The sequence below is a fragment of the Nocardia pseudovaccinii genome, from assembly GCF_050942345.1.
GTDB classification, from domain to species: Bacteria; Actinomycetota; Actinomycetes; order Mycobacteriales; family Mycobacteriaceae; genus Nocardia; species Nocardia pseudovaccinii.
Map to the genome: position 1 here is coordinate 2,324,835 of NZ_CP192074.1, position 20,712 is coordinate 2,345,546.

Below are 20,712 nucleotides of genomic sequence, written 5' to 3' on the forward strand. Positions count from 1 at the left end.
CGGGAGGGTCGCTCTCAACGTTTGACTGCATCAATGCATGGTGATCAAGCACCCCGTGCATGGGGTGGGGTGTGGTTGGGGCAGAGTGTTCGGGGTGAGCGAATCGGGATCGAAGTACACGCCGCGGCCGATGTCCAGTGCGACCACATATGCCCTGGGTGGCGTGGCGCTCGCGCTCATCGTGTTGATCGTGATCCTCGCTTTCCGGTGGGGGCGCGACGACGCGACGATCCGCAATGACGGCTATGGATCGGTGCACAGCGCGGACGTGCGCGCGGTCCTGGACCAGAACAACGGCACGATTCTGCTCGGTCGCCCGGACGCGGCGAAGACCATCGATGTGTACGAGGATCCGCTCTGCCCGTCCTGCGGCGCGCTGGAGCGACTCTACGGTCAGGAGATCGCGCAGCAGATGGACGAGGGCAAACTCGCGGTCCGCTACCACCTCGTGACCTTCCTCGACCCGAAGTCGAAGAGCAAGGATTATTCGACCCGCGCGGTCGCCGCGAACGAATGTGTCGCCGATACCGGTTCGGGTCCGGTGTATTCGAAATTCCACGCGCTGCTGTTCACCTCGAAGCAGCCGGACGAAGGCGGCGCGGATCTCAGCAATGACGATCTCGCGAATGTCGCCAAGGAATCGGGCGCCTCGCTGGAGGCGGTGCAGTGCATCAGCTCCGGGACGAAACTCGACGCGGCGAAGATCCACGCGCAGATGGCACGCGCCGCGCTGACCGATGCCAATGGCGAGGTCGCCACGCCCGCGGTCTTCGACGGCAAGAACAAGATCGACGTGAACAACCACGAATGGGTCGTCGACCTGACCAAGTGATCGTGCCGGGCGGCGGTACCGCCCGGCACGACGCCGCTAACCGGCGGGTTCCGGTTCCGGCTCTTCCTCCGCGATCGCGGCCAGTTCGCGCTCGACGAGTTCGTCGTGCGCCTTGGCCTCGGCGGCCGCCTTCTTCGGGCTCCAGTGTCCGGCCATCAGGAAGACGAACGGCAGGAACACGACCTGTGCGGCAAGGCAGATCCACCACCAGCGTTCCCACTGCTTCGGCGAATCGGCTTGCGCCTGCTGCACTTCCTTGGCGTGTGCGGCCAGATAGGCCTGATCATCGGCCGGAATCGTGCCTACCGACTGCAGTTGTGTACTCGCCTGCGCCAATTTGGGGCCGACGGTCGCCGCCACCGCGAGGTCGGCGGCCGGAATCTGCTGCACGGCTTGCAGCCGCGCGATCGCCTGATCCACCGGAATGCCGAACTTCTTCGCGACCTGTCCGACCGCCGCCAGACCCGCGTTCGCATCGGCCGGATTCGTGGTCAGCGTGGCCAGTGTCGCCGAATCGATCGCCTGCAGCGTCGCCAATTCCTGCGGGTAGCGGGTGTTGAGGCCGACGGTCGTCTGGATATCGGCCGGTGACGCGCCGGTCAGTTTGGTCAGCGCGGTGACCTGTGCGACCTGATCATTGGGGTTCTGCTGCAGTGCCGCAAGGGTTTCCGTGCCGACCGTCTGAATGGTCGCGAGCTGCTGGGCGTATTTGTGCGCGATCTCCGACAGCCGTGGTCCGTAATTGACCAGCGGACCGGCCGCGTTCACCACGATCAGCAATCCGAACAGCACCACGGTGACGACGCTGCGCAGCGTGCCGCCCCACACCGCGAGCCCCACCGCGGTCGCGGCCGGATTACGGGCCTCGACCGTCTCGGTGAAGCTCGCCATCCAGGTGGAATAGGCGATTCCGGTGCCGACCGCGATCACCACGAAAACCGTTGCGAACGAGTAGTAATCGGTATCCGGCTGATCGGTGTAGCCGATGAACAGGTACATGCCGACGATGCTGATGAGCGCGCCGACGATCATGAACGGCTTGCGCACCTTGAGTCTGTCCGACACGATGCCTGCCAGCACCAGCGCTATCGCATTGGCGGCCCAGTACCAGTTGCCGAGTGCATTGGCCTTGGCCGGACTGAAACCGAAGTTCGTCGCCATATACACCGGTAGGAACGACACGATGGTGTAGAAGAAGGCGAGGAAAAGGCTGATCGCCAACGCCGAGCCGATGATATTGGGGCGCAACATCTGTCGCCACACACCCTGCTCGAGTTCCTTGACATCCAACCCGCGGGCCCGGGCCTCGATCAGCGCACGGTCGCGCAATGTCACCATGATCTGGTCGCGCAGTTGCGGACTGAGCTCACGCAATCCGATCACCGCGACCACCGCGATGACGAGGCTGATCACACCACACAGCCGGTAGTGGTATTGCCAGTCCGGATGCGCGTCGAGCGTGTGGGTGGAGATCTGCGTGGTGACCAGGGCGCCGATGACCGGACCCAGCGTCCAGAAGCCCATCGCCGATGCCCGGTCCAGCTGCGGGGAGAAGTCGCGGATCAGTGCCGGTGTGGCCACCAGCACCGCGCCTTCGACAATGCTCACCAGGCAGTACACGAAAAGGTACTGCTCCTTGGTGGTCGTCGCGGGCACCGCGAACAGCGTCAGCAGCGAGCAGATCACCACGCCGTAGGCGACGATATTGGCCCGGCCCCATCGATCCAGCACGCCCGCGAGCACCGAGGCCACCGCACCGAAGGCGGCGCCGATGATGAAGATCCAGACGAAGTAGGCGAAGGACAGGTCGAAGTACCCGATGAGTTCATTGCCGACGGCGCCGGTGACGAACAATTGGTAGTAGAGCGCGATCGAGGCGATGACCACGACGGCCAGATACCAGGAGCGGGCGGGTGTATCGGGATAGTGCGGCAGCTTGCGCTGCCACAGCCCTGTGAGCAGGGTCGGCGGATCTGCGGTCTGGGTCGAGCTCATGGTCGAGATGCCTTTCTAGCCACGGCATTCGTAAAGACCTGAACCGTGCGTGGATCAGGACGAGTTACCGGGTGGACACAGGGTAGTGAGATGAATCACTCCCCGCAGGTGTTTCGGACCATGAGAACGCTCGATTTGCGGAATTGAAATAGTCGGTACCGATGAGTGGGACTCTCGGTTGACGTCGCAGGCATCTCGAGCTGGGGTGAGAGTTACGAATTCTGCCGCCGCGGAGGGGTTTTCGATCCCGATGTGGAGCGTGCGGTTCGGTTGAATTGTGCAGTAGTTGCTCACCTGGTTGCCGGAAATAATTCCGGCACCGGCGATTTCGTTTTGATGTCTCGACCGTACTGACGACAACGGGGCCCGTGCCGATGGCACGGACCCCGTCAGGTCTATTCGGGCTTACAGGTAAGCGCCGCACACGGGCCAGGCGCCCGGGCCCTGGGTGGCGAGCACATTCTCCGCGACGCGGATCTGCTCCTCGCGGCTCGCTCCGCTCGGGCTGCCGGAGCCGCCGTTGGCGGCCCAGGTGCTCTGCGTGAACTGCAGGCCGCCGGAGAAGCCGTTACCGGTATCGGTGTTCCAATTGCCGCTGCTCTCGCACTGCGCGACGGCGTCCCAGTTGTGGCCGGAGGCCGATGCGGTGGCGGTGGACAGGCCGAACGGAACTGCGGCGATAGCACCGGCGACGGCGGCGAGACCAAGGGCACGGGTGAGCTTGCGGTTCTGAGTCATGTGGATTCCTGGCTGCGCCCGCTCGGCCCGGCGGACTTCCGCCGTGTCCCTGCCCCCAGCGGTGTCGGGGACCCTCGAAACCGCGGGGCAGGGTTACCGGCGTTCAGCGATTCGAGTTCGAGCCCGTCGCGTTGATCCGGGCTGCCGACGACGCTAGCGAAGAATTCGCGACAGATCACGTTGGGATAACGTCCGAATTGCCTCGACCGCAACTTCGGATTATCGGCATTCGTGCAGTTCGAATGCGTAAAAATGTATATATACGATCGTTCGTGATAGTTACGTTATGTGTTCGGGATCACTACGAAATCGTGATCCGGATCGCGTTCGAGCGCTGGAACCTGCGAGGTATGTCCGGTTGCGTCGCCAGTTCGGTGCGCGTCCCATGCGGTACGGATGGTGAAATTGTTATCCGCTGGGGTGCTTGTGAATCCTGCTCTACCCCTATTCGAGCTTCAACGAATCGGAGCGATGCGGCACGTCGGCATTTCGGGTGTCGCTCGTGTGGGGCTTTTCCCGGGGTTGCCGACGTCGGTCTGGGCACACAGCACGTCGCCAGGCGGGCTTCGGCGGTGTCTCGCATGTCTGAGTGATGCCGACGGCGCATAGCTCTCGGCGACGGCACACGTTCAATCGGATATATGCGGTCATGTACGGCGATATGCGGGTCCCCCAACGGCAATGTGTGGTCGTGAACGGCGGAATGTAAGCGCACGGCGACGTGGTATGAGCGCTGCCGAGCGCGGTTGCGGTCACTTGCCGCGCGTCAACGCCAGCTTTGGGGCGGGGGAGGGCTCTGTGAGTCGCTTGGATCGGGGTATCCGGCCGCCCTGCGAGCGGCTTGCGGAGCGGACAGCTGGGCAGCCTTGCGATCTGCTCGGAGTGCATGTGGTCTGCCCGGTGAGCAGTTCGGAGTGGAGCGGTATCCGGACAGCCTTGCGACCCTGCTCAGCGTGGATCGGCCGCGGGGCCGCCCTGTGGGCCGCTCGAACTGAATCGGCACTCGACGGCCTTGGCGTCGCGCTCGGAGCGAATGCCCGGTCAGCCCTGCGGTCGGCACCTAGTGGATCAGGTACCCGGACCAACGTGTCGGCTGCTTTGAGTAGATCAAGTGCTGGTCGGCCCTGCGAGTTGCTCGGAGCGGATCGAGTATCCGGTGCGCCTTGCGATGTGCTCGGAGTGGATCGGGCATCTGGTCGGCCCTTCGAGCAGCTCGGCGCGGAGCGGTATACGGGCGGCCTTGCGACCCTGATCGGCGTGGATCGGCCGCGGGGCCGCCATGTGGGCCGCTCGAAATGGTTCGGCACTTGACGGCCTTGGCGTCGCGCTCGGAGCGAATGCCCGGTCAGCCCGCGGGAGGCACTCGGTGGATCAGGTGCCTGGACAACCGTGTCAGTTGCTCGGAGTGGATCGGTATGCGGGCGGCCTTGCGACCCTGCTCAGCGTGGATCGGCCGCGGGGCCGCCCTGTGCGCCGCCCGAAATGGTTCGGCACTCGACAGCCTTGGTGACCCGTCGGAGCGGAGTTGCCCGGTCAGCCCACGGGCGGCACTCAGTGGATCAGGCAATCGGACAAACGTGTGAGCTGCTCGGAGTGGATCGGGCATCTGGGCAGCCCATGCTCTGCTCGGAATGGAGCGGTATCCGGACGGCCTTGCGACCCGCTCGGGGTGGATCGGCACGCGGGCCGCCCGGTGTGCCGCTCGAAATGGATTGGCACTAACCAGCTTTGGTGTTTCGTTCGGAGTGGATGGCCCACTCAGGGGGTGGGAAACCGGGCTGGCTGAGGGTGGTCGTCTGGGATCTCGTCTTCGGGGCGGATTCGCCGGAGTTGGCCGTGGACGACTATGTAGCCGTCGAGTGGGTAGGCGATGTCTTCGGCGGTTGGCCGGTCGGCGGGATGGATGGGGATTGCGGGAGGAGTTTCGGGCGATTCGGATCTGTGGTGGCCGGTGTACGGGGCAACGGGGGCATCGGTGTCGGTTCGCGGAAATAGGTATCGCGCGCCCTCGCGGATCGTGGTGTGGATATCGCCGGTCGGCACGGTCCATCGGAGGCGATCCGGATCGGCGCGCCAGATGTGCCAGGGGAGTCTTTTATTGTCCGCCAACGATTTCAGGCGATGGTGCCTCGTGCAGAGTGTGGCCAGATGGGTGCGGATGGTGCGTCCGCCACGCTCCGGGCGCTGGTGGTCGAAGGGGTGATTGTGGTCCAGTTCGGATTCGGCGGCGGGCATGACGCATCCGGGAAAGCGGCACATGCCGTCCACCGCCCGCACCTCGCGCTCCAGTCGCGGCGATGGCCGCCACCGCATCGTCTCATCGACAACGGTCGCCTCATCGTCGGCGTCCGAGTGTTCCGGTATGACCTGGAAGCGCGCGTGTTCGGCGAGAATCCGGGCCAGCGCCGCGTCGATCGGCCCGTACCCCGCCAGAAATGCCGGTGCCTCCTTGGTCCCGAGCAGCGTGTCCGCCGCAATCCCGATCTGGATCAATGGTCTGCGCGGCTGTTCGATCGGCGCACCGAACTTCGGACAACGCTCACCGCGTCCGCATTGGCATTTCAACCGTCCGGAACCATCCGCGAGCGCCACCAGAGCGTCCGCCCGTCGCTGCGGCATACTCCGCGGATCCGATGCGCACACCTGCGTACTCATCTCGCGCAGTCGCATCGCCACTGTCTGCGCCCCCGGCGCGGGCAGTAGTCCGTCGAATACCGCCATACTGTCTTGCACCGCTCGCAGCCGAACGTCGCGCTCGTCCTGCCGCAGTTCCCGCCGGCGCTGCGTACCGCCGGGATCCAGCCGCGCCGCCCATCGCCGGGCCGCCTGCCGCAGCCGCACCGGATTGTTTCGTCCCGCCGCCTCGAGCAGTCGCGGCTCCAGCGCGTCCAGTACCTCCCTGGCCACCGCTCGGGTGCTGTCCACGATGACCCGCACCTTGGCCAGATCGATCCGTCCCGCCGCGAAAGCCGCCCGCGTACGCGGCAGCGAATCCTCCAGTGCCAGACCGATATCGATCAATGCCCCCGCCGTCCCCTCGTCGACCTGCAATGCCACCGCGGCCTCGCTGGCGGCGAACTCGCCGGCCCGCACTCCGCCCGGCCCCGGCTCCGCACTCTCGGCCCGATGCCGTCGATACAACTCCCGCACCGCGAACACCTCGGCGGCCTGCGCCATCGCCGCCCGCCCGTGCGCCGCCCGCAGGGCCTCGATCAGCCCCTCGTCGGTCATGGCCCCGAATTCCACGGATGCGAGATCATCGCCATCGAACATATGTTCGATTCTATGATCGATCAATCCACTCCGCCACCCCTGAATCAAGGCGATTTGGTTGCCGACACGCCAGTGGTGTAACTTCGTTCAGGCAGTCAGGGAAACCCGACAGCGACCCACTCGGGGCTATGGCGCAGCTGGTAGCGCACCACACTGGCAGTGTGGGGGTCAGGGGTTCGAGTCCCCTTAGCTCCACAGAAATAGCAGGTCAGGCTCGGTTTTTAGCCGGGCCTGACCTGTTTTGTTTGGCCCAACCCCACGGAAACCCCACGGTTTGCATTCTGACTTGTATCGGATTCTTCGGATGGCCCGGTGGGTGTGGTGATCCAGGGCATCCGAAAGCGCATAGCCGAGTTTCGGTGCGCCCGATATGCGGCTACTCGAGACTGGTGGTTGGGCTTGATCCTGGCCAGGATCGAGCCCAGGTACCCGGTGGGAGGCTCCCTCAGCGGCTGCCCTCCGGTCTGGTTTCGGTGTGACTCACTAATGGCTTGCGTCCCACCGGGCTGCCATGCGGGCGTGGCTGGAAAGGGGTCTGCCCTGGCTCGAAGTAGCGGTGCCTTCCTGCACGGACACCTGTTATTCGTTCGGATTCAGGAAGGATGCCGGTGACGGTCATCATCGGGATGGACCCGAACAAACGTTCGGCCACCATCGAGGAGTCAGAGCCCTGCCAGGTGCTCCACCTCTGCAACGCAGTTGTCTCGATCGCTGAGGCAGCCTCGTCGATCGGCACGCAGACACCTCGGGCGCGGCACAGTCAGACGTCACCAATTCGGTCACGGCTGCTACTCCTTTCACGGGATCAGTTCTGCTTGATCGGTCACTGGGCCGAAGACATGAGTGCGATCGCACGGGAAACCCTGGGGTGTTGAGCCGCGATCGCTAGACCGGTAGCAGCGGGATCCCGTCATAGGCGGTGACGTCGTGGGCCGGGACCACCTGCACGGCGCCGGCCACTGCGACCACGCGAAGCAAACTCTCGCGCACCCTCTTGGGATCGGTGTCGGCGAGCGCGCGCATCAATAACGGCCGCTCGACGCGCCGGCGGATGCCGTCGAGTTGCCAGGTCAGGTCTCCGATGAAGGCGTATCGCTTACCCGTCGGCTCAGTGACGAAGACGACCACCGAGCCGTTCGTGTGTCCTCCGGCGAGGGCGACGACCACCGAGCCGTCGCCGTGCACGTCGAAACTCGACGGGAAGCCGAGATAGGAGGGGCCGTCGAACCCGTATTCGTGAATCTCGTGACCTGCCGAGACGTCGCGGAACACTTGTGCGCCACGCGCATTTCTCGCGTACTGCAGCTCGCCCTCGTTGATCCAGATCGGGGCCTGAAGGTCACCGATACCACTGACATGATCCCAGTGAGCGTGCGTCACCAGGACGCCGGCAAGGCGGTCCTGGTCGTACCCGCTCGATTCGAGTTGTTCGCTGACGGTACTGGTCAGCTGGTGCGGCGCACGCTGCATCCGCGGCAGGGATCGGATGTGCGTCTCGAGGTCGGAGCCGAACCCCGCGTCGATCAACAGGTCGCCATTGGGGTGTCTCACCAGGACCGCAGTCGCGGCGAAACGGCGCTTGTCGCGAAAAGACCCGCCCTTGAATGCGAAGGCGGCCCTGGTCTCGTAGGTCCCGGTCGGGAGTTGATATACGGCCATGTCCGAGGGCGGCGACGCCTCGGGCAGCGGCCCGGACCAAGTCGACGGCTGAGGAAGAAGTGACATGATTTCAGCCTGGACCAGGTGCTCATCGGTCGTCCAAGACCGTTTGGTCTCGCCCGATACCGCGAAGGTATCGTCACAGGTGATGGAACTGAGAACGCTGCGGTATTTCGTGGTGGTGGCGGAGGAGTTGCATTTCGGCCGCGCCGCCGACCGCCGGCGCACGACCCAGCCCCCGCTGAGCCGTGCCATTCGTCAACTCGAGCAGGAACTGGGTTGTGAGCTGCTGCGGAGATCTCCGAACGGCGTAGCCCTCACACCCTTGGGCGAGTTGCTGTACAAGGACGCGCGTGCCCTGCTCGCGCAGGCCGATCGCGCGCGCCCGCGCGTCCGCGGGCGCAGGAGCGTCGGTGCTGCGGGTGGGCTCCCTCGCAGACAGCGCCGAGCAGGTCGGCGTCGCGCTGTCAACCGTGTTCCGACGGCGGCACCCGGGAGTCGAGATCCGAATCCATGAGGCCGACTTCGCCGATCCGACAGCGGGTTTGCGATCAGGCATGGCCGATATAGCTGGGCGTCACGCTCTCGGGCGCCCAGGTCCGTTCGAGCGGTGCACGGCTCGCTGAATGGGGTTGGTTGCTCGACGCGGGCAAGGTGCGCGTTGCGATCGGCAGCACGTTCCCGCGCAGACGCCAGGGCGGCGCGCGAGGGCGTATGCAAGGCGAGATCGTGCTCACCGTCGCCTGGCGAACACGGCGCCGTCGCCGCGCAACTCAATGCGGGAGAGCGGTTTTCGGGTCTTTCCGGCGTCGATGTCGCGGGCTACCCGGTTGGCTCGAAGCGCACGGACAGGGCCTGCACCCCGGCCGGAGCATTCCAGATGAGATCGACACCCTCGATCTCGGATCCCGCACCGCACGCGGAATCGCCGAACAGGTAGGCCCGGTCGCTGGTGCGGTTCTCGAAACGCACTGTGACATCCTGCAATTGGATACAGGCACCGCTTTCCGGCCGTTCGATCGACAAGATCTTTCCCGCCGAAGTGACGTAGGAGGCCCGGCCAATGGCCGCCTGTGCGGTACCGGGCAGCAGCGCGAGCAGTGTGAGCGCCGCGATGCCCGCACCGCCGACCTTGCCGAATTCACTTGGCAATCCCATGATTTCCCTCTCTCGGCCGCCGCCCGGGCGGCTACACTGATCGATTTCGCTTCGACATTTATCAAATATGTTGGGAGACAAAGGCTGTCAACAGTATGACCGATGCGCGGATTGTTTGAAGGAGGGCGAGCAACACATGCCCGGGCTATAACTGGCCGACCGCGACCGGGTTGAGGGGACGCTCGGCTAGTGCTGTTCTGGGGTATTGATGCCCGACGCGGCGGGATGTTCGATCTGCTCGCGGAGGATGTCGCCGTGGCCGGCGTGACGTGCGAAGTCCTCGATCGCGAGCAGATAGATGAATCGGAGGCTGACGTCGCCGACGCGGGGGTGTGTCCTGATGTCGTCGAGGTCGAATTCGGCGGCGATCGCACGGGAACGTTCGCTGGCGCGCTCGAATTCGGCGATCACCTCGGCCAGGGTCTCGTTGTCGTCGATGACGAAACTGGCGTCGCCCGGCGTCGTGCCGCCGTCGCATTCGCTCTCGGGCAGGCCCGCCAGGACGTGCTGGAACCAGATCCGTTCGGCGACCGCGGCGTGCTTGAGTAGTCCGATCGGGGTGGTCATCGACGCGACGAGGCGGCGGCGGGCTTCTTCGTCGGACAGGCCGCCCACTGTGTTGATCAATTCGGCTCGGTTGCGGTCGAGCATGCTCTCGAGCAAACGGCGTTCAGTGCCGGTGGTGATTCGCGGTATCGACCATGCCATTGTCGGCTCGATTCTGTTGGTTGGAGTTGGATCTGCCTGTCGTACTTGTGGTTTCGTTCTTTTGCCGCCTCCTTCAGCGTGTGCCGATGACGCTCTGCGGGGAAGGTGGCAGGTCGGAGTCGAGAGATGCGGCGGTGCGGAGTCGCTGGAATTCGTGCTGGGCGGCGATTCTGGCAAGGGCCGGGTCCGGAATGGTTGTCGGCCTCGAGTCGCAAGATCTGCGCGTCGCGGGAGTCGAGGATGTCGCCGGCCTGTTGCATCGCGCGCAGGCGTTGCTCGAATTCTATCCTGCGGGTGGACACAGGCGGCGGCTGCGGCTTGCCACGGCAGTACTGGCCCGAACGACCGGAATGCGGGCGACGGCCACACCAAACTGCTCATCGACCCCGGCCACAACCGGACCCGGCTCGGCGGACCCGACGCGCCGCTTACCCCGCAGGAGAGCATCCCGGCCGTCGCGGACGTCCTCGAGACGCAGGCCGGCGCACCCGGCCTGCAGTTTCTGGATCGGCACGGCCGGACCGTGCCGTGGTAGAGCCGCGCTCCGTTGATCGAGCGACGCGCGACCTCATGGCCCGCCACTTCGGCCCACCGCCGAAACGACTGCGGTGTCACTGATTTCGAGCAGGCGACGGCGCGCCTTCGGATCGTCGGCCTGCGCGTGCGGACGGCTCTGGCTGGTGCCGTTGAAATACCGGCCCGTCGTCTGCGCCAGGCCCGGATCGCAGATCAGCCGGAGAGTGGCGTCCGCGCCCTCGGCGACCGTGCTGATCGGCGTGATCCCGGACTCGAGCACCATGGTCGTCGCCATGAGTGTGGCCGGGTGCAGGGCGTTCACCGTGACGCCGGTCCCGTCGAGTTTCTCGGCGTACTCGATGGTCGCCATGATCATCGCCAGCTTGGCGCGGCAGTACGCGGTGTACACGTCGTAGCCTTGCTTCAGGTTCGGATCGTCGAAGTCGATCTCCTGCTGCCCGGCGGAGGCCACGTTCACCACCCGCGCCGGAGCCGATGCCCTCAGCAGCGGAAGCAGCCGCCGCGTCAGCCGATACGGGGCTAGATGGTTGACCGCCCACAGATATTCGTTGCCGTCGGCGCTGAGTTCGCGTCTCCCGTTCGGCTGCCCGCCGGTGCCGGCATTGTTCACCAGCACCTCCAATCGTGAAGTGCGGGCGATGATCTCATCGGCCAGCCGGTCCACCTCCGCGAGCCGCGACAGGTCGGCCAGGATGATCTCCGGCGCGGGCCCGCTCGCGGCCGTCACCTCGGCTGCGAGCGCCGCGGCCCGATCGGCGTTGCGGCCGTGCAGAATCAACCGGGCACCTGCGGCCCCGAGTCGCACCGCGAGTTCCCGACCGAGCCCGTCCGTCGCGCCCGTGATCAGCACGGTGCGATCGATCATGCGATCGATATCTTTGTCGCTCATTGCCTTTCCTTGCGGTCTCATTTCCCGTCTTCGGTCCGGATGCTGACCGACGTGGCGGTCAGGTCGAGCGCGACGTGCGTGCCGAGGGGCGTGTGCACGACACGCGGTTCGCCGGTGGTCGGCATCGGTATGCCGTTCACGATGACCTCGACCCAGCGGACGATCGCGTCGCCGCCGTTGCGCGAGTGGCGAACGATCTCGACTTCGCAGGGGATCGACTCAGCCACCGGAAGCCGCGCATGACGACGAATCCGCGTTGGCGGTGGGACCGGCCCCCCTCGAACGGGACTCACTGCATTGTCTCCGCTGTGGCGACGAGCGTCGCTCGGCCCAGAATGTGGCCGGCGATGATGAACCCGAGCAGAGCCGGGGTGGAGTCGGCGGCGATGCCGATGTCGTCTACATCCAGAGCGTGCACGGTGACGAAATAGCGGTGCTTACCGTGCCCTGCTGGCGGTGCCGCACCGATATATCGAGGTAGGCGTGCGTCGTTCGGCAATTGGAAGGAGCCGACCGGCAAGCCGATCCCGGCGGCGTCTCCGGCACCCTCGGGCAGGCTCGTGGTCGTGGCCGGGATGTTGGCCACAGCCCAGTGCCAGAAGCCGGAGCCGGTGGGGGCGTCGGGGTCGTAGACCGTAACGGCATTGCTCTTGGTGCCTGCCGGGGCACCACTCCAACTCAGCTGCGGGGAAACGTCTTTGCCTCCGGGGGCGCCGGAAGACCACTGCTCGGGCTGCCAGGCGGCACCGTCGCTCACCGTGGTGCTGGTGACCGTGAAAGAGGCCGCCTCGGGGAGGCGGGCGAAGGGATCGTTTGCGCTCATCGTGTCGCGCCTTTCTAGTCGTGCCAACATGCAACATCGACGATATCAGAAATAATCGATGATTTGCCAAATCATCTATAATTGAATCATGACAGTCCACGCTCCGACGGAGAAGCAGATGCTTTCCGAGCAGGTCTACGCACACATGCGGAACGCGATCATGCGCGGCGAGTGCGCGCCCGGTGACGCGCTCAAGCCGCAGGATCTATCCAGGCAACACGGCGTGAGCCTGGCTGTGGTGCGTGAGGCGCTGGTGCGCCTGGTCGGTGAAGGCCTGGTCGACCGGCTGACCAATCGCGGCTTCGCGGTCCCAGCGTTCTCCGACGACCGCTGGCAGCAGATCGGCGAGGCCCGGCGAGCCATCGAGCCGGTCCTGCTTCGCATGTCGATCGAAAAGGGTGACGTCAACTGGGAGGGCGACGTCCGAGCTGCCCACCACCGCTTGGCGCGCACGCCGGCATTCACTCCGGAAGAGGGCGAGTATTACAGCGAGACATGGGCCGAGGCGCATCGGGTCTTCCACCGCACTCTGCTGGAGGGATGCGGCAACCTCGTCCTGCTGGAGATCTTCGACCGGATGTGGATCGCGAGCGAGCTGGCCCGCCGCTGGTCGACGCACCGCAACCCTGACCGGGACGGCACCGACGAGCATCGCCGACTGGAGGAGGCAGCGCTGGCCCGCGACCCCGACACCGCAGCCGACATCTTGACTCGACACCTCACCCTGACAACGGCCGGACTGGCAGAGCAAGAAGGCTGACACATCCCACAATCCCTTCGACCGCCTCGCGATAGCGGGCGACGATGTCCGCCACGGTGTCGGTCGGTGCGGCGCTCGGTGGTTGGCACGGCGGCCCCCGGCCGCCCATTTCGGGACGAACCGGCGGGCCCGTGTCAGCTCAGTGCGGCTGACGCTCCGAGCTGCACCGCCAGTGCGGCGGCGGTTGCGGGGAACCGGTCGAGCAAAACGGTTACCTCGCGGTTTCCGGCAGGTCCGGCCTCCTGCCAGCCGCCCTCGACGCCGAGCAGTCCGGCGAGCGCGTCGCAGGCGGCGGGGTGGGCGGCCAGTAGTTCGGTGACCGGCCCGCGTGGTGCCGCCGCCACCGGCGTTGCGGCCGTGGTGAATTCGACCGACCAGGGCGGCACGAAGGTGTCCACGGCGGGCAGTGCGCCTGGGAAGGTGCGGCCCGCTTCCCGGATCAGTCCTGGGATCAGGTCGCCCGCCTGGTCCTTCAGGGTGGTGATGAGCTTCGGCAGCCACGGCAGCAGCACCGCGTCCGGTAGCCTGCCGAATGCCTTCGACAATAGCTCCACTGCAAAGGGTTTCAATGCCGGAGCCGGGTCGATGGCCTGCACGAAACCGCTCACGTACTGCGGAACCGTCGGCAGCACCAGCGGATTGGCCAGCATCGCGTCGCACCGCTCGCGCAGCTCGGCCATGGTCAGCAGGCCGAGCTGGAACCGCGCCGCCCACAGCAGGGCCACCTTGGCCGGCGCCTCCGGGTGCGATTGCAGCACCGCCAATTCCAGCTGGGTGTGATCGCAGCCCAGCGACAGCGCCAGGTTCTCCATCCCGAACAGGAAGCCCAGCATGGCCGCCACCTGCGCCGGTCCGGTCTCCTCGGCGGCGAAGGCGGTGGGCAGCAGGGTGCAATAGTGCGCGTACCCGGCCGTCACGAACCGTTCGCACCACGGTGGCAAGCCGCCCGAGGTGGAGCGGAAGTAGTTGAGCAGCGCCCGGATTCGCCGCAGCACGATGGGTGCGTCGTCCACTGTTCGTTCGGCGGCGAGGAGTTCCACCGCGCGATTTCCGAGCTCGTCGGCGAGCCGGACCGATCGCAGGTACACCAGCGCGTCCTCGACAGCGCCAAGCGCTACGGCCGCGGTCGCGTCCGGTGCCGTGACCGCGCGACGCAGGCGCTGCTCGAGCACCTGCTCCACCGACACACCCTCGTAGCCGAGCTCCACCAGTGACCGCTGATATTTGCCGAGCCCGATATCCCAGCTCTCCTGAATGGAGGTCTCACCCAGTCCGCGCGAACCCATGATGGGGCGCAGCGCGTCCTGCGGCAGCAACCTGCGCAGCAGCCACAGCAGATCCGAGCACGGCCGCAGTTCCGGATTCATCTTCAGATCCAGGAGCGCGCGCTGCAGCGTCCGCTTGGACAGATCCAGCTCCAGCGGTGCCAGCCGGTCGAGCACATCGCGGGCCAGCGGCGGCAGCGCCGAGTATCCGACCTGGCCGACGCGGTCGCCGCCGAGCAGGATTTCACACAGCCGCCGCACATCGCGCCGCCCGGGCACCCGGTCCTTCTCGATACAGGTGACGGCCGCGTCCTGGAAGTCGTACGGCGTTGGACGGGCGCGATTGCGCAAGCCCGCCAGCAGGATCGACGTCTCGAAGATGGCGATGGCGTCCGCGGTGCTGGCCAGGTAGCCGTTGCGCCGGGCCAGCCGGACGATATCCACCGACCATTCCAGGAGTTCGGCCTCATCGAGTGGATCCAGTACCGGCGGCCGTGACAGGAATTCCGAAAGCTGGTCCGCCACTTCGGCTTCCGATGAGTCCGGGAGCAGCGGCAGTTTCTTGGCGCGCTTCTTCGCACCCTGCTGGCCTTCCAGCTGGAACGACTGCAATCTGCCGCGCCGCAATCCCTTCGCCCAAGTGGCCGCAGCGATCGACACCGCGCCGCCCGCCAGCCCGAACTGCGCCTCGATAGCGGAATGGCTGGATGGGATCAGCCCATAGTGCCACTTGGTGGCCGAGCGCGGTGAGATCTCGAACGCCGCGTCCGACTCCAGCCCGAACTGTTCGACCGGGCTGGCCGCATGGGCCGCGCCGCACACGTACAACACCTGTGCAGGATCGATGTCGTTGGCGGCCAAATGTTCCCGCATGCGAGTCCACATGTACCGTTCACGATCCTCGTCCTCGACGGTGCTGCCGCGCCGCAGCCGCCGGAACAGGCTGCCGATCATCACCATGACCTGGCGGTAGGTGTCGTAATCGGCGTCCACGAGGGGCTGCTCCACGTACTGGTCCCACCATTCCGACCAGTGCCGGACCTTGCCGTGGTGCAGCAGGTGTTCTTCCAGTTCGGCGAAACGCGGTCGCAGATCGCCGATTTCGATGCCGACCGCTTCGCCGTGCAGGCCGTCGTCCGCTGACTGCTCACCGTCAGCGGATGTTTCCGACTTCGCCTCTTCGGGAGCCCACTGGAAGACGTGGTCGGTGGACCGATCCACCAGCACCAGTTCCACGCCCGGCGTATCGAGTGCGTAGGCGATGGCCTGGTACTCGGCCGACGATTCGGTGATCGGTGCGACCACCGACAGCGGCGCCCATTCGGGCGGGAAGCCCTCGGTGTCGGTAGCGAAGGCCTGCAAGGCGACCGGCAACCGGCAGTTGCGCAGCTCGTCCAGCAGCGGCCGCATATCTTCGCACAGTTCCAGATAGATGACGCTCGGCTGCTTTTCGCGCAGCCGCCGCACCATGGCCAGACCGGAGGCGGGGGAGTGGTGGCAGACCGGGAAGATCTCCAGCCGCTCCGACAGCGCCCGGTCGACATCGTCGACCATGCCCGTCAGGATGTCGCCCGCCGCCCCCGGCATCCCGGCGAATGCGACGGCCGCGTCCGCCAACTGATCCCGCAGCGCGGCAAAGGTATTCGGCGTGGACCGGGTATCGGAGACGATCACGACAGCCTCGCGATCGCCGCCCGGCCGCCCTCCAGGAATTCACCCCAGGCGGCATTGCCCTTCTTGTCCTTGGTACGTGGCTCGACCACGCCGTGCAGGTACTTGTTGAGAATGGCCAGGTCCTCGGGCGTGCGGCGGGCCAGGGAACCGACCAGCGAACCGGCGAGGGTCTCGGCGCGCAATTCCTTCGCACCGAAGAACTGGCTGTGCAGGATGGCGTCCTCGAGCACACCGATCTGCTCGGCGGTGGACAGCGCCGACTCCAGTTTGTCGTCGTCGCTGGTGGCGGCGGCCGCGGCGGCGCGCAGATCGGCGAAGCTCTCCAGCAGGATGTCCAGCAGCGTGGGTGGCAGTTCCAATTCGAGGGAATGGCGGCGCAGCAGTTCCGCGGTGCGGAAACGCACGATCTCCGCCTCGCTCTTCTTGTTGGACACCACCGGAATGCGCACGAAGTTGAAGCGCCGCTTGAGCGCCGAGGACAGGTCGTTCACACCCCGGTCGCGGCTGTTGGCGGTGGCGATGATGGAGAAGCCCGGCTGTGCGAACACCACATTGTCGTCGTCGAGCTCGGGGATGGAGACGTACTTCTCCGACAGGATGGAGATCAGCGCGTCCTGCACGTCGCTGGTGGAGCGGGTGAGCTCCTCGAAGCGGCCGATAACGCCCTGCTCCATGGCAGTCATGATCGGGGACGGGATCATCGACTCCCTCGACTGCCCCTTGGCGATGACCATGGAGATGTTCCACGAGTACTTGATGTGGTCCTCGGTGGTGCCTGCGGTGCCCTGCACCACCAGTGTGGAATTGCGGCTGATGGCCGCGGCCAGCAGCTCGGCCAGCCAGCTCTTGCCGGTCCCCGGATCGCCGATGAGCAGCAGACCGCGGTCCGAGGCCAGGGTGACAATGCTGCGCTCGACGAAGCTGCGGTCGCCGAACCACTTCTGCTCCACCTCGCGGTCCAGTCCGTCGGCGCGTTCGGAGCCGAGAATGAACAGCCGCACCATCTTCGGGCTCAGCCGCCACGCGAACGGCTTGGGGCCGTCGTCGACGGACTCCAGCCAATCCAGTTCATCGGCGTACTTGACCTCGGCGGGGGCGCGCAAAACGTCGTTCATGATGGCTTGTCTCCTAGTCGAGAAAGTTCTTGAGCTCGTGCACGAGCTTCTGGATGCGTCCGGAGATCACCGGGGTGCCAAGGTTTTTGAACCGTTCGCGGAACCACGGGTTGACGCTCTGGTGGCCGGAGCTGTTCACTGAGCCGACCGGGATGAGCTTCACCCCGGAGCGGTGCACTGTCTCCATGGCCTCGAACAGCGGCTGGGAGCGGTCGAACTCGTAGAAGTCTGAAATCCACACCAGCACAGTGTTTTTCGGATCGGTTATCTTGGGCTGGGCCATGGCCATGGCGACCGGGCCGTCGTTGCCGCCGCCGAGATTGGTGCGCAACAGCACCTCGAACGGGTCGTGCACCCACGGGGTGAGATCCAGGGCGCGGGTGTCGTAGGCGATGAGATGTACATCCACCTTGGGCAGGCCCGCGAAGATCGACGCCAGAATGGTGCAGTTCACCATGGAGTCGACCATGGAACCGGACTGGTCCACCACCACGATCATGCGGGCGGGGACGGTGCGCTTGGCGGTCTGGCGGTAGTAGAGCCGGTCGACGTAGAGGCGCTCGTCCCGGGGGTTCCAGTTGGGCAGGTTCTTCCAGATGGTCCGGTCCATGTCCAGGTTGCGCAGGATGCGTTTGGGCGGGACCGAGCGGTCGACGGTGCCGACGCTGGTCTGCTGCACCTGGGTGCGCAGGACTTCGGCGACCTCGTCGATGTAGCGGCGGATGAGGCGTTTGGCATTGGCCAGGGCCACGCCGGACAGATTGTGTTTGTCGCGCAGCAGTTGTTCGATGAGCGACATGCTCGGGGTGAGCTGGGCGGCCAGGTGCGGATCGGCCAGCACTTCGCGCAGCCGCATGCGGGACACCAGTTCACCTTCCAGACCGGTGAGCACGCCTTGTACGGCGCCGGCCTGCTCCTCACCCAGGCAGCGGCGCAGCCAAGTGGCATCGGACTGCCAGCCCGCCAGCTGGGTGGCGCTGACCTGACCGGAGCCGGTGGCGAAGACGTTCAGCAGCAGCTTGGAAACCAGTGCGGCGGTGCGGACATCGGCCGCGCCGACGGGCTCGGGCGACGCGGCGTCGGCCTCGTTCCCGGCGACCTCGGCTGTGGAGTCGACTGTCTCGGAGAAGTCGAGGCTTTCGAACTCCGCCTTCATCTCCGGATAGCGTTGCGCCACATTGTCGATGGAAATGCCCGGATCGAGCACGGCCAGCGGCAACCCCAGATCGTCGACGATGCCCGCGCTCGCCTGTTCCAGCGTCGGTTGCTGATCCCCGGTGAAGACACCGGCCAGTAGACGCCAGTACAGGATCTGGCGTCGCGTCTCATGATTCGGCCCACCCGACACTCGGGGGCCACCCCACATGGAATCGCTTCGCGATGCTGTAGTCATTTGCGCAGCAACCGTCCCGCGCGTTCACGCAACACCGCCACGGCATCGCCCGACTTGGCCTGTGCCTTGGCGACTTTCGGATCGGTCGGGCCGAGCGCCCAATCACCGTTGTGGAACGCGGTGAGTGCGCTCTTGACCTTGCGCCGCACGGCCAGCGGTCGCACCGACCAGCCACTGGCATCCCAGCGCAGCAATCCGATCATCGTGCTGGAGGCGGTCACCCCGGCCGGAGTGAGCGGACCGGCGGATGGCAGCGCGTCCAGTTCCACTCGAAGCCGCTGCTCGCCCAATTCCATTGCACCGTCGCGGAATCGGTACCCTTCGAGCAGAACCGGTTCGGCGATGTGCACCGGATCGCTGTCCAGCGGCGCGACGGCGGGGGCCTGCGCCTGCGGCAGCTGCACGGTGGCGGTGACGAACGGATCGGCGGCCGCCCCGGCCTTCGCTCGATCGTCATCCCACAGCAGGTCACCGGTCGCCGTCAGCGGCATGTCGGTGAGCTCCAGCGCGCGCTGCTCGGCCAGCGCGGTGAGCAACTGCCGATGCGTACCGAGCAATTGCCAAACCGCCGGTCCCACAATGGTGTCCACCTTGGCCGCGGCCACCGATACCCGCACTCGGCGGGCCGGTGCGCCCGCCACCTCCAGCACGCCGTGCACCTGGGCCTGTACGGCGGTCCCATGCTCGTGCAGGTCCACGCCCAGCGGCAGCAGCCGACCCGAAACCGACTCGGTCACAGCGGATTCCGCGCCGCGCCAGGACAGCAGCAGGGCGCGCGTCCACAGATCGGCCCAGCGTCGCGCGGGCACCCGGTCCATGGTGGCGATCGGCGCGGAAGCGCCCAGTTCGGCGGTGAAGCCGTCCAGCAGCACGGCCAGCCGTCGCAGCGCGGGGTCTGCCAGGAGCGACTCCACGGTTTGATCGGCGGCCGCCACCAGGTCGTGGTCCACGCCGCGCCATCCGGCGATGGCCAGTTCGCTCAGCCAGGCGCGGGAACCCGCCGCGAGCGGGCTCGGGGCGGCGGTGTCCGGCGTGGCCGTCCACTCGGATCGATTGCGGCCCAATGCCGTATCGGCCTGGTCGACCAGTGCGTCGTGCACCGCGCCCAGCAGGGCGGCACGGGCGGCGGCCAGCGCCGACAGCTCATCCGTGCCGATCGCCCCCGTGCTCACCTTCGACACCGCCGCCGCCACGGCCTCGGCCAGTGGCGAACCCGCCACCGCTCCGGCCAGCGCTGCCAGTGCCGCGCTCTGCGGTTCGGAAACCCGGGCGAAGCCGTTGACCAGCGCGGTGTCGAAGCCGCCCACCGCGTCCAGGGCCGCCGCGACACCGTCGGGCGTAACCGCCAGTGCGGCTAGTTGTACAGCCTGCATCAGCGACCCACCCCCGCAGGGAACCAGTGCAGTTCCGGGATCGGCGTCGCGCTACCCGGCAGCTCCAGGTAGGTCAGATGCCGCAGGAATCGGCTGAACACCGCGGCGGCCGGAGCCGGGTCGCGAGTTCCATTGAGGCAGTTCGCGAGTCGGGTGCCCTCGGGGACATCGACACGCAGGAACCGCGCCACCCGGTCCTGCCCGTACTGGAGCACCGCCTCTTCGATGAGTGCTTCCAGATGTTTGCAGACCCACCCCTGGTTCAACCCGCCGCACGGCCGGTTGTTATTGGTGCTACAGCTCAGCCCATGCGTCCCCGCGGTCACCGACGCCACGTACACGCGTGAAATATCGGAGCCGCTCGACACCACGCCCTGGAGGCGCCCGTCGGCCAGCTCCACGAACGGCACCTTGTTCAGTTTGCGCGGTGCGACGGCGGGCAAAACCCGTACGACAGAAGCGCTTTCCCAAGCCGGTTCATCCGGCGTGGCACTCGGATTCGAGGCCATCGTTCTCCCTC

The 20,712-nt window shown here is 66.2% G+C and carries 18 protein-coding genes and 1 tRNA gene; 5 read left to right on the forward strand and 14 right to left on the reverse strand.

Annotated elements, in window-relative coordinates:
* The first annotated feature begins 94 nt into the window (after positions 1-94).
* Positions 95-832 carry a DsbA family protein gene (locus ACQPZ2_RS10550; RefSeq protein ID WP_433525369.1) on the forward strand — a complete coding sequence of 246 codons (738 nt, stop codon included), beginning with the start codon at positions 95-97 and terminating at the stop codon, positions 830-832.
* 36 nt (positions 833-868) lie between these two features.
* On the opposite strand, the gene ACQPZ2_RS10555 is transcribed toward ACQPZ2_RS10550, so the two are convergent.
* The 3 genes from ACQPZ2_RS10555 to ACQPZ2_RS10565 all read right to left on the reverse strand — a co-directional run bounded on the left by ACQPZ2_RS10555 (position 869) and on the right by ACQPZ2_RS10565 (position 6,838).
* Positions 869-2,827 (reverse strand): MFS transporter, encoded by a 1,959-nt coding sequence (locus tag ACQPZ2_RS10555; RefSeq protein WP_433525370.1) that lies wholly within the window; start codon positions 2,825-2,827, stop codon positions 869-871.
* A 405-nt stretch (positions 2,828-3,232) separates the two neighbouring features.
* The gene (locus ACQPZ2_RS10560) at positions 3,233-3,565 is read right to left on the reverse strand and encodes a transglycosylase family protein (RefSeq protein ID WP_063046924.1); all 333 of its coding nucleotides are present in this window, start codon (positions 3,563-3,565) and stop codon (positions 3,233-3,235) included.
* Positions 3,566-5,323: 1,758 nt separating this feature from the next.
* Positions 5,324-6,838 (reverse strand): DUF222 domain-containing protein, encoded by a 1,515-nt coding sequence (locus ACQPZ2_RS10565; protein ID WP_433525371.1) that lies wholly within the window; start codon positions 6,836-6,838, stop codon positions 5,324-5,326.
* Positions 6,839-6,960: 122 nt separating this feature from the next.
* On the opposite strand from ACQPZ2_RS10565, the gene ACQPZ2_RS10570 reads away from it, so the two are divergent.
* Positions 6,961-7,033: transfer RNA gene (locus ACQPZ2_RS10570), tRNA-Ala, on the forward strand.
* Between the two features lie 690 nt (positions 7,034-7,723).
* Here ACQPZ2_RS10570 and ACQPZ2_RS10575 read toward each other — a convergent pair.
* Positions 7,724-8,563, reverse strand: a complete 840-nt coding sequence (locus tag ACQPZ2_RS10575; RefSeq protein ID WP_433525372.1) for an MBL fold metallo-hydrolase — start codon at positions 8,561-8,563, stop codon at positions 7,724-7,726.
* Between the two features lie 82 nt (positions 8,564-8,645).
* Between ACQPZ2_RS10575 and ACQPZ2_RS10580 the strand changes: the two genes are divergently transcribed.
* Together ACQPZ2_RS10580 and ACQPZ2_RS10585 are read left to right on the forward strand one after the other, a co-directional pair.
* Entirely contained in the window at positions 8,646-9,014 is a 369-nt protein-coding gene (locus tag ACQPZ2_RS10580) for a LysR family transcriptional regulator (RefSeq protein ID WP_433525373.1), read from the forward strand.
* Entirely contained in the window at positions 8,920-9,123 is a 204-nt protein-coding gene (locus tag ACQPZ2_RS10585) for a hypothetical protein (RefSeq protein ID WP_433525374.1), read from the forward strand. The genes ACQPZ2_RS10580 and ACQPZ2_RS10585 overlap by 95 nt, the downstream gene beginning before the upstream one ends.
* Positions 9,124-9,319: 196 nt before the next feature.
* On the opposite strand, the gene ACQPZ2_RS10590 is transcribed toward ACQPZ2_RS10585, so the two are convergent.
* From ACQPZ2_RS10590 to ACQPZ2_RS10610, 5 genes are all read right to left on the reverse strand, one after another.
* Complete coding sequence (locus tag ACQPZ2_RS10590; RefSeq protein ID WP_433525375.1) at positions 9,320-9,655, reverse strand: hypothetical protein; 336 nt, start codon at positions 9,653-9,655, stop codon at positions 9,320-9,322.
* Positions 9,656-9,841: 186 nt separating this feature from the next.
* On the reverse strand, positions 9,842-10,363 hold the full coding sequence (locus tag ACQPZ2_RS10595; RefSeq protein WP_433525376.1) for a DinB family protein: 522 nt from the start codon (positions 10,361-10,363) through the stop codon (positions 9,842-9,844).
* 568 nt (positions 10,364-10,931) lie between these two features.
* The gene (locus ACQPZ2_RS10600) at positions 10,932-11,789 is read right to left on the reverse strand and encodes an SDR family NAD(P)-dependent oxidoreductase (protein WP_433525377.1); all 858 of its coding nucleotides are present in this window, start codon (positions 11,787-11,789) and stop codon (positions 10,932-10,934) included.
* Positions 11,790-11,806: 17 nt separating this feature from the next.
* Positions 11,807-12,016: a hypothetical protein gene (locus tag ACQPZ2_RS10605; protein ID WP_433525378.1), complete on the reverse strand. Its 210-nt coding sequence runs from the start codon at positions 12,014-12,016 to the stop codon at positions 11,807-11,809.
* Positions 12,017-12,078: 62 nt separating this feature from the next.
* A complete protein-coding gene (locus ACQPZ2_RS10610) occupies positions 12,079-12,612 on the reverse strand; it encodes a YbhB/YbcL family Raf kinase inhibitor-like protein (RefSeq protein WP_433525379.1) in 534 nt (177 codons plus the stop codon).
* 88 nt (positions 12,613-12,700) lie between these two features.
* Here ACQPZ2_RS10610 and ACQPZ2_RS10615 point away from each other — a divergent pair, with 88 nt between their 5' ends.
* The gene (locus ACQPZ2_RS10615) at positions 12,701-13,372 is read left to right on the forward strand and encodes a GntR family transcriptional regulator (RefSeq protein ID WP_433525380.1); all 672 of its coding nucleotides are present in this window, start codon (positions 12,701-12,703) and stop codon (positions 13,370-13,372) included.
* Positions 13,373-13,506: 134 nt separating this feature from the next.
* On the opposite strand, the gene ACQPZ2_RS10620 is transcribed toward ACQPZ2_RS10615, so the two are convergent.
* Genes ACQPZ2_RS10620 through ACQPZ2_RS10640 form a run of 5 tightly spaced genes read right to left on the reverse strand, consistent with a single transcriptional unit; the run spans position 13,507 to position 20,701 of the window.
* Positions 13,507-16,311 carry a DUF5682 family protein gene (locus ACQPZ2_RS10620; protein ID WP_433525381.1) on the reverse strand — a complete coding sequence of 935 codons (2,805 nt, stop codon included), beginning with the start codon at positions 16,309-16,311 and terminating at the stop codon, positions 13,507-13,509.
* The gene (locus ACQPZ2_RS10625) at positions 16,308-17,426 is read right to left on the reverse strand and encodes an ATP-binding protein (RefSeq protein ID WP_063046956.1); all 1,119 of its coding nucleotides are present in this window, start codon (positions 17,424-17,426) and stop codon (positions 16,308-16,310) included. Before ACQPZ2_RS10625 ends, ACQPZ2_RS10620 begins: the two co-directional genes overlap by 4 nt.
* A 13-nt stretch (positions 17,427-17,439) precedes the next feature.
* Positions 17,440-18,819: a vWA domain-containing protein gene (locus ACQPZ2_RS10630; protein WP_433525382.1), complete on the reverse strand. Its 1,380-nt coding sequence runs from the start codon at positions 18,817-18,819 to the stop codon at positions 17,440-17,442.
* Positions 18,816-20,192 carry a hypothetical protein gene (locus ACQPZ2_RS10635; protein ID WP_433525383.1) on the reverse strand — a complete coding sequence of 459 codons (1,377 nt, stop codon included), beginning with the start codon at positions 20,190-20,192 and terminating at the stop codon, positions 18,816-18,818. Before ACQPZ2_RS10635 ends, ACQPZ2_RS10630 begins: the two co-directional genes overlap by 4 nt.
* Complete coding sequence (locus tag ACQPZ2_RS10640; RefSeq protein WP_433525384.1) at positions 20,192-20,701, reverse strand: hypothetical protein; 510 nt, start codon at positions 20,699-20,701, stop codon at positions 20,192-20,194. Before ACQPZ2_RS10640 ends, ACQPZ2_RS10635 begins: the two co-directional genes overlap by 1 nt.
* Positions 20,702-20,712: the final 11 nt, after the last annotated feature.

Excerpts from the sequence above, each read along its gene's own strand:
- ACQPZ2_RS10555 (WP_433525370.1), bottom strand. The coding sequence starts at position 2,827 with ATGAGCTCGACCCAGACCGCAGATCCGCCGACCCTGCTCACAGGGCTG.
- ACQPZ2_RS10560 (WP_063046924.1), bottom strand. The coding sequence starts at position 3,565 with ATGACTCAGAACCGCAAGCTCACCCGTGCCCTTGGTCTCGCCGCCGTC.
- ACQPZ2_RS10565 (WP_433525371.1), bottom strand. The coding sequence starts at position 6,838 with ATGTTCGATGGCGATGATCTCGCATCCGTGGAATTCGGGGCCATGACC.
- ACQPZ2_RS10575 (WP_433525372.1), bottom strand. The coding sequence starts at position 8,563 with ATGTCACTTCTTCCTCAGCCGTCGACTTGGTCCGGGCCGCTGCCCGAG.
- ACQPZ2_RS10580 (WP_433525373.1), top strand. The coding sequence starts at position 8,646 with ATGGAACTGAGAACGCTGCGGTATTTCGTGGTGGTGGCGGAGGAGTTG.
- ACQPZ2_RS10590 (WP_433525375.1), bottom strand. The coding sequence starts at position 9,655 with ATGGGATTGCCAAGTGAATTCGGCAAGGTCGGCGGTGCGGGCATCGCG.
- ACQPZ2_RS10595 (WP_433525376.1), bottom strand. The coding sequence starts at position 10,363 with ATGGCATGGTCGATACCGCGAATCACCACCGGCACTGAACGCCGTTTG.
- ACQPZ2_RS10600 (WP_433525377.1), bottom strand. The coding sequence starts at position 11,789 with ATGAGCGACAAAGATATCGATCGCATGATCGATCGCACCGTGCTGATC.
- ACQPZ2_RS10610 (WP_433525379.1), bottom strand. The coding sequence starts at position 12,612 with ATGAGCGCAAACGATCCCTTCGCCCGCCTCCCCGAGGCGGCCTCTTTC.
- ACQPZ2_RS10615 (WP_433525380.1), top strand. The coding sequence starts at position 12,701 with ATGACAGTCCACGCTCCGACGGAGAAGCAGATGCTTTCCGAGCAGGTC.
- ACQPZ2_RS10625 (WP_063046956.1), bottom strand. The coding sequence starts at position 17,426 with ATGAACGACGTTTTGCGCGCCCCCGCCGAGGTCAAGTACGCCGATGAA.
- ACQPZ2_RS10630 (WP_433525382.1), bottom strand. The coding sequence starts at position 18,819 with ATGACTACAGCATCGCGAAGCGATTCCATGTGGGGTGGCCCCCGAGTG.
- ACQPZ2_RS10635 (WP_433525383.1), bottom strand. The coding sequence starts at position 20,192 with ATGCAGGCTGTACAACTAGCCGCACTGGCGGTTACGCCCGACGGTGTC.
- ACQPZ2_RS10640 (WP_433525384.1), bottom strand. The coding sequence starts at position 20,701 with ATGGCCTCGAATCCGAGTGCCACGCCGGATGAACCGGCTTGGGAAAGC.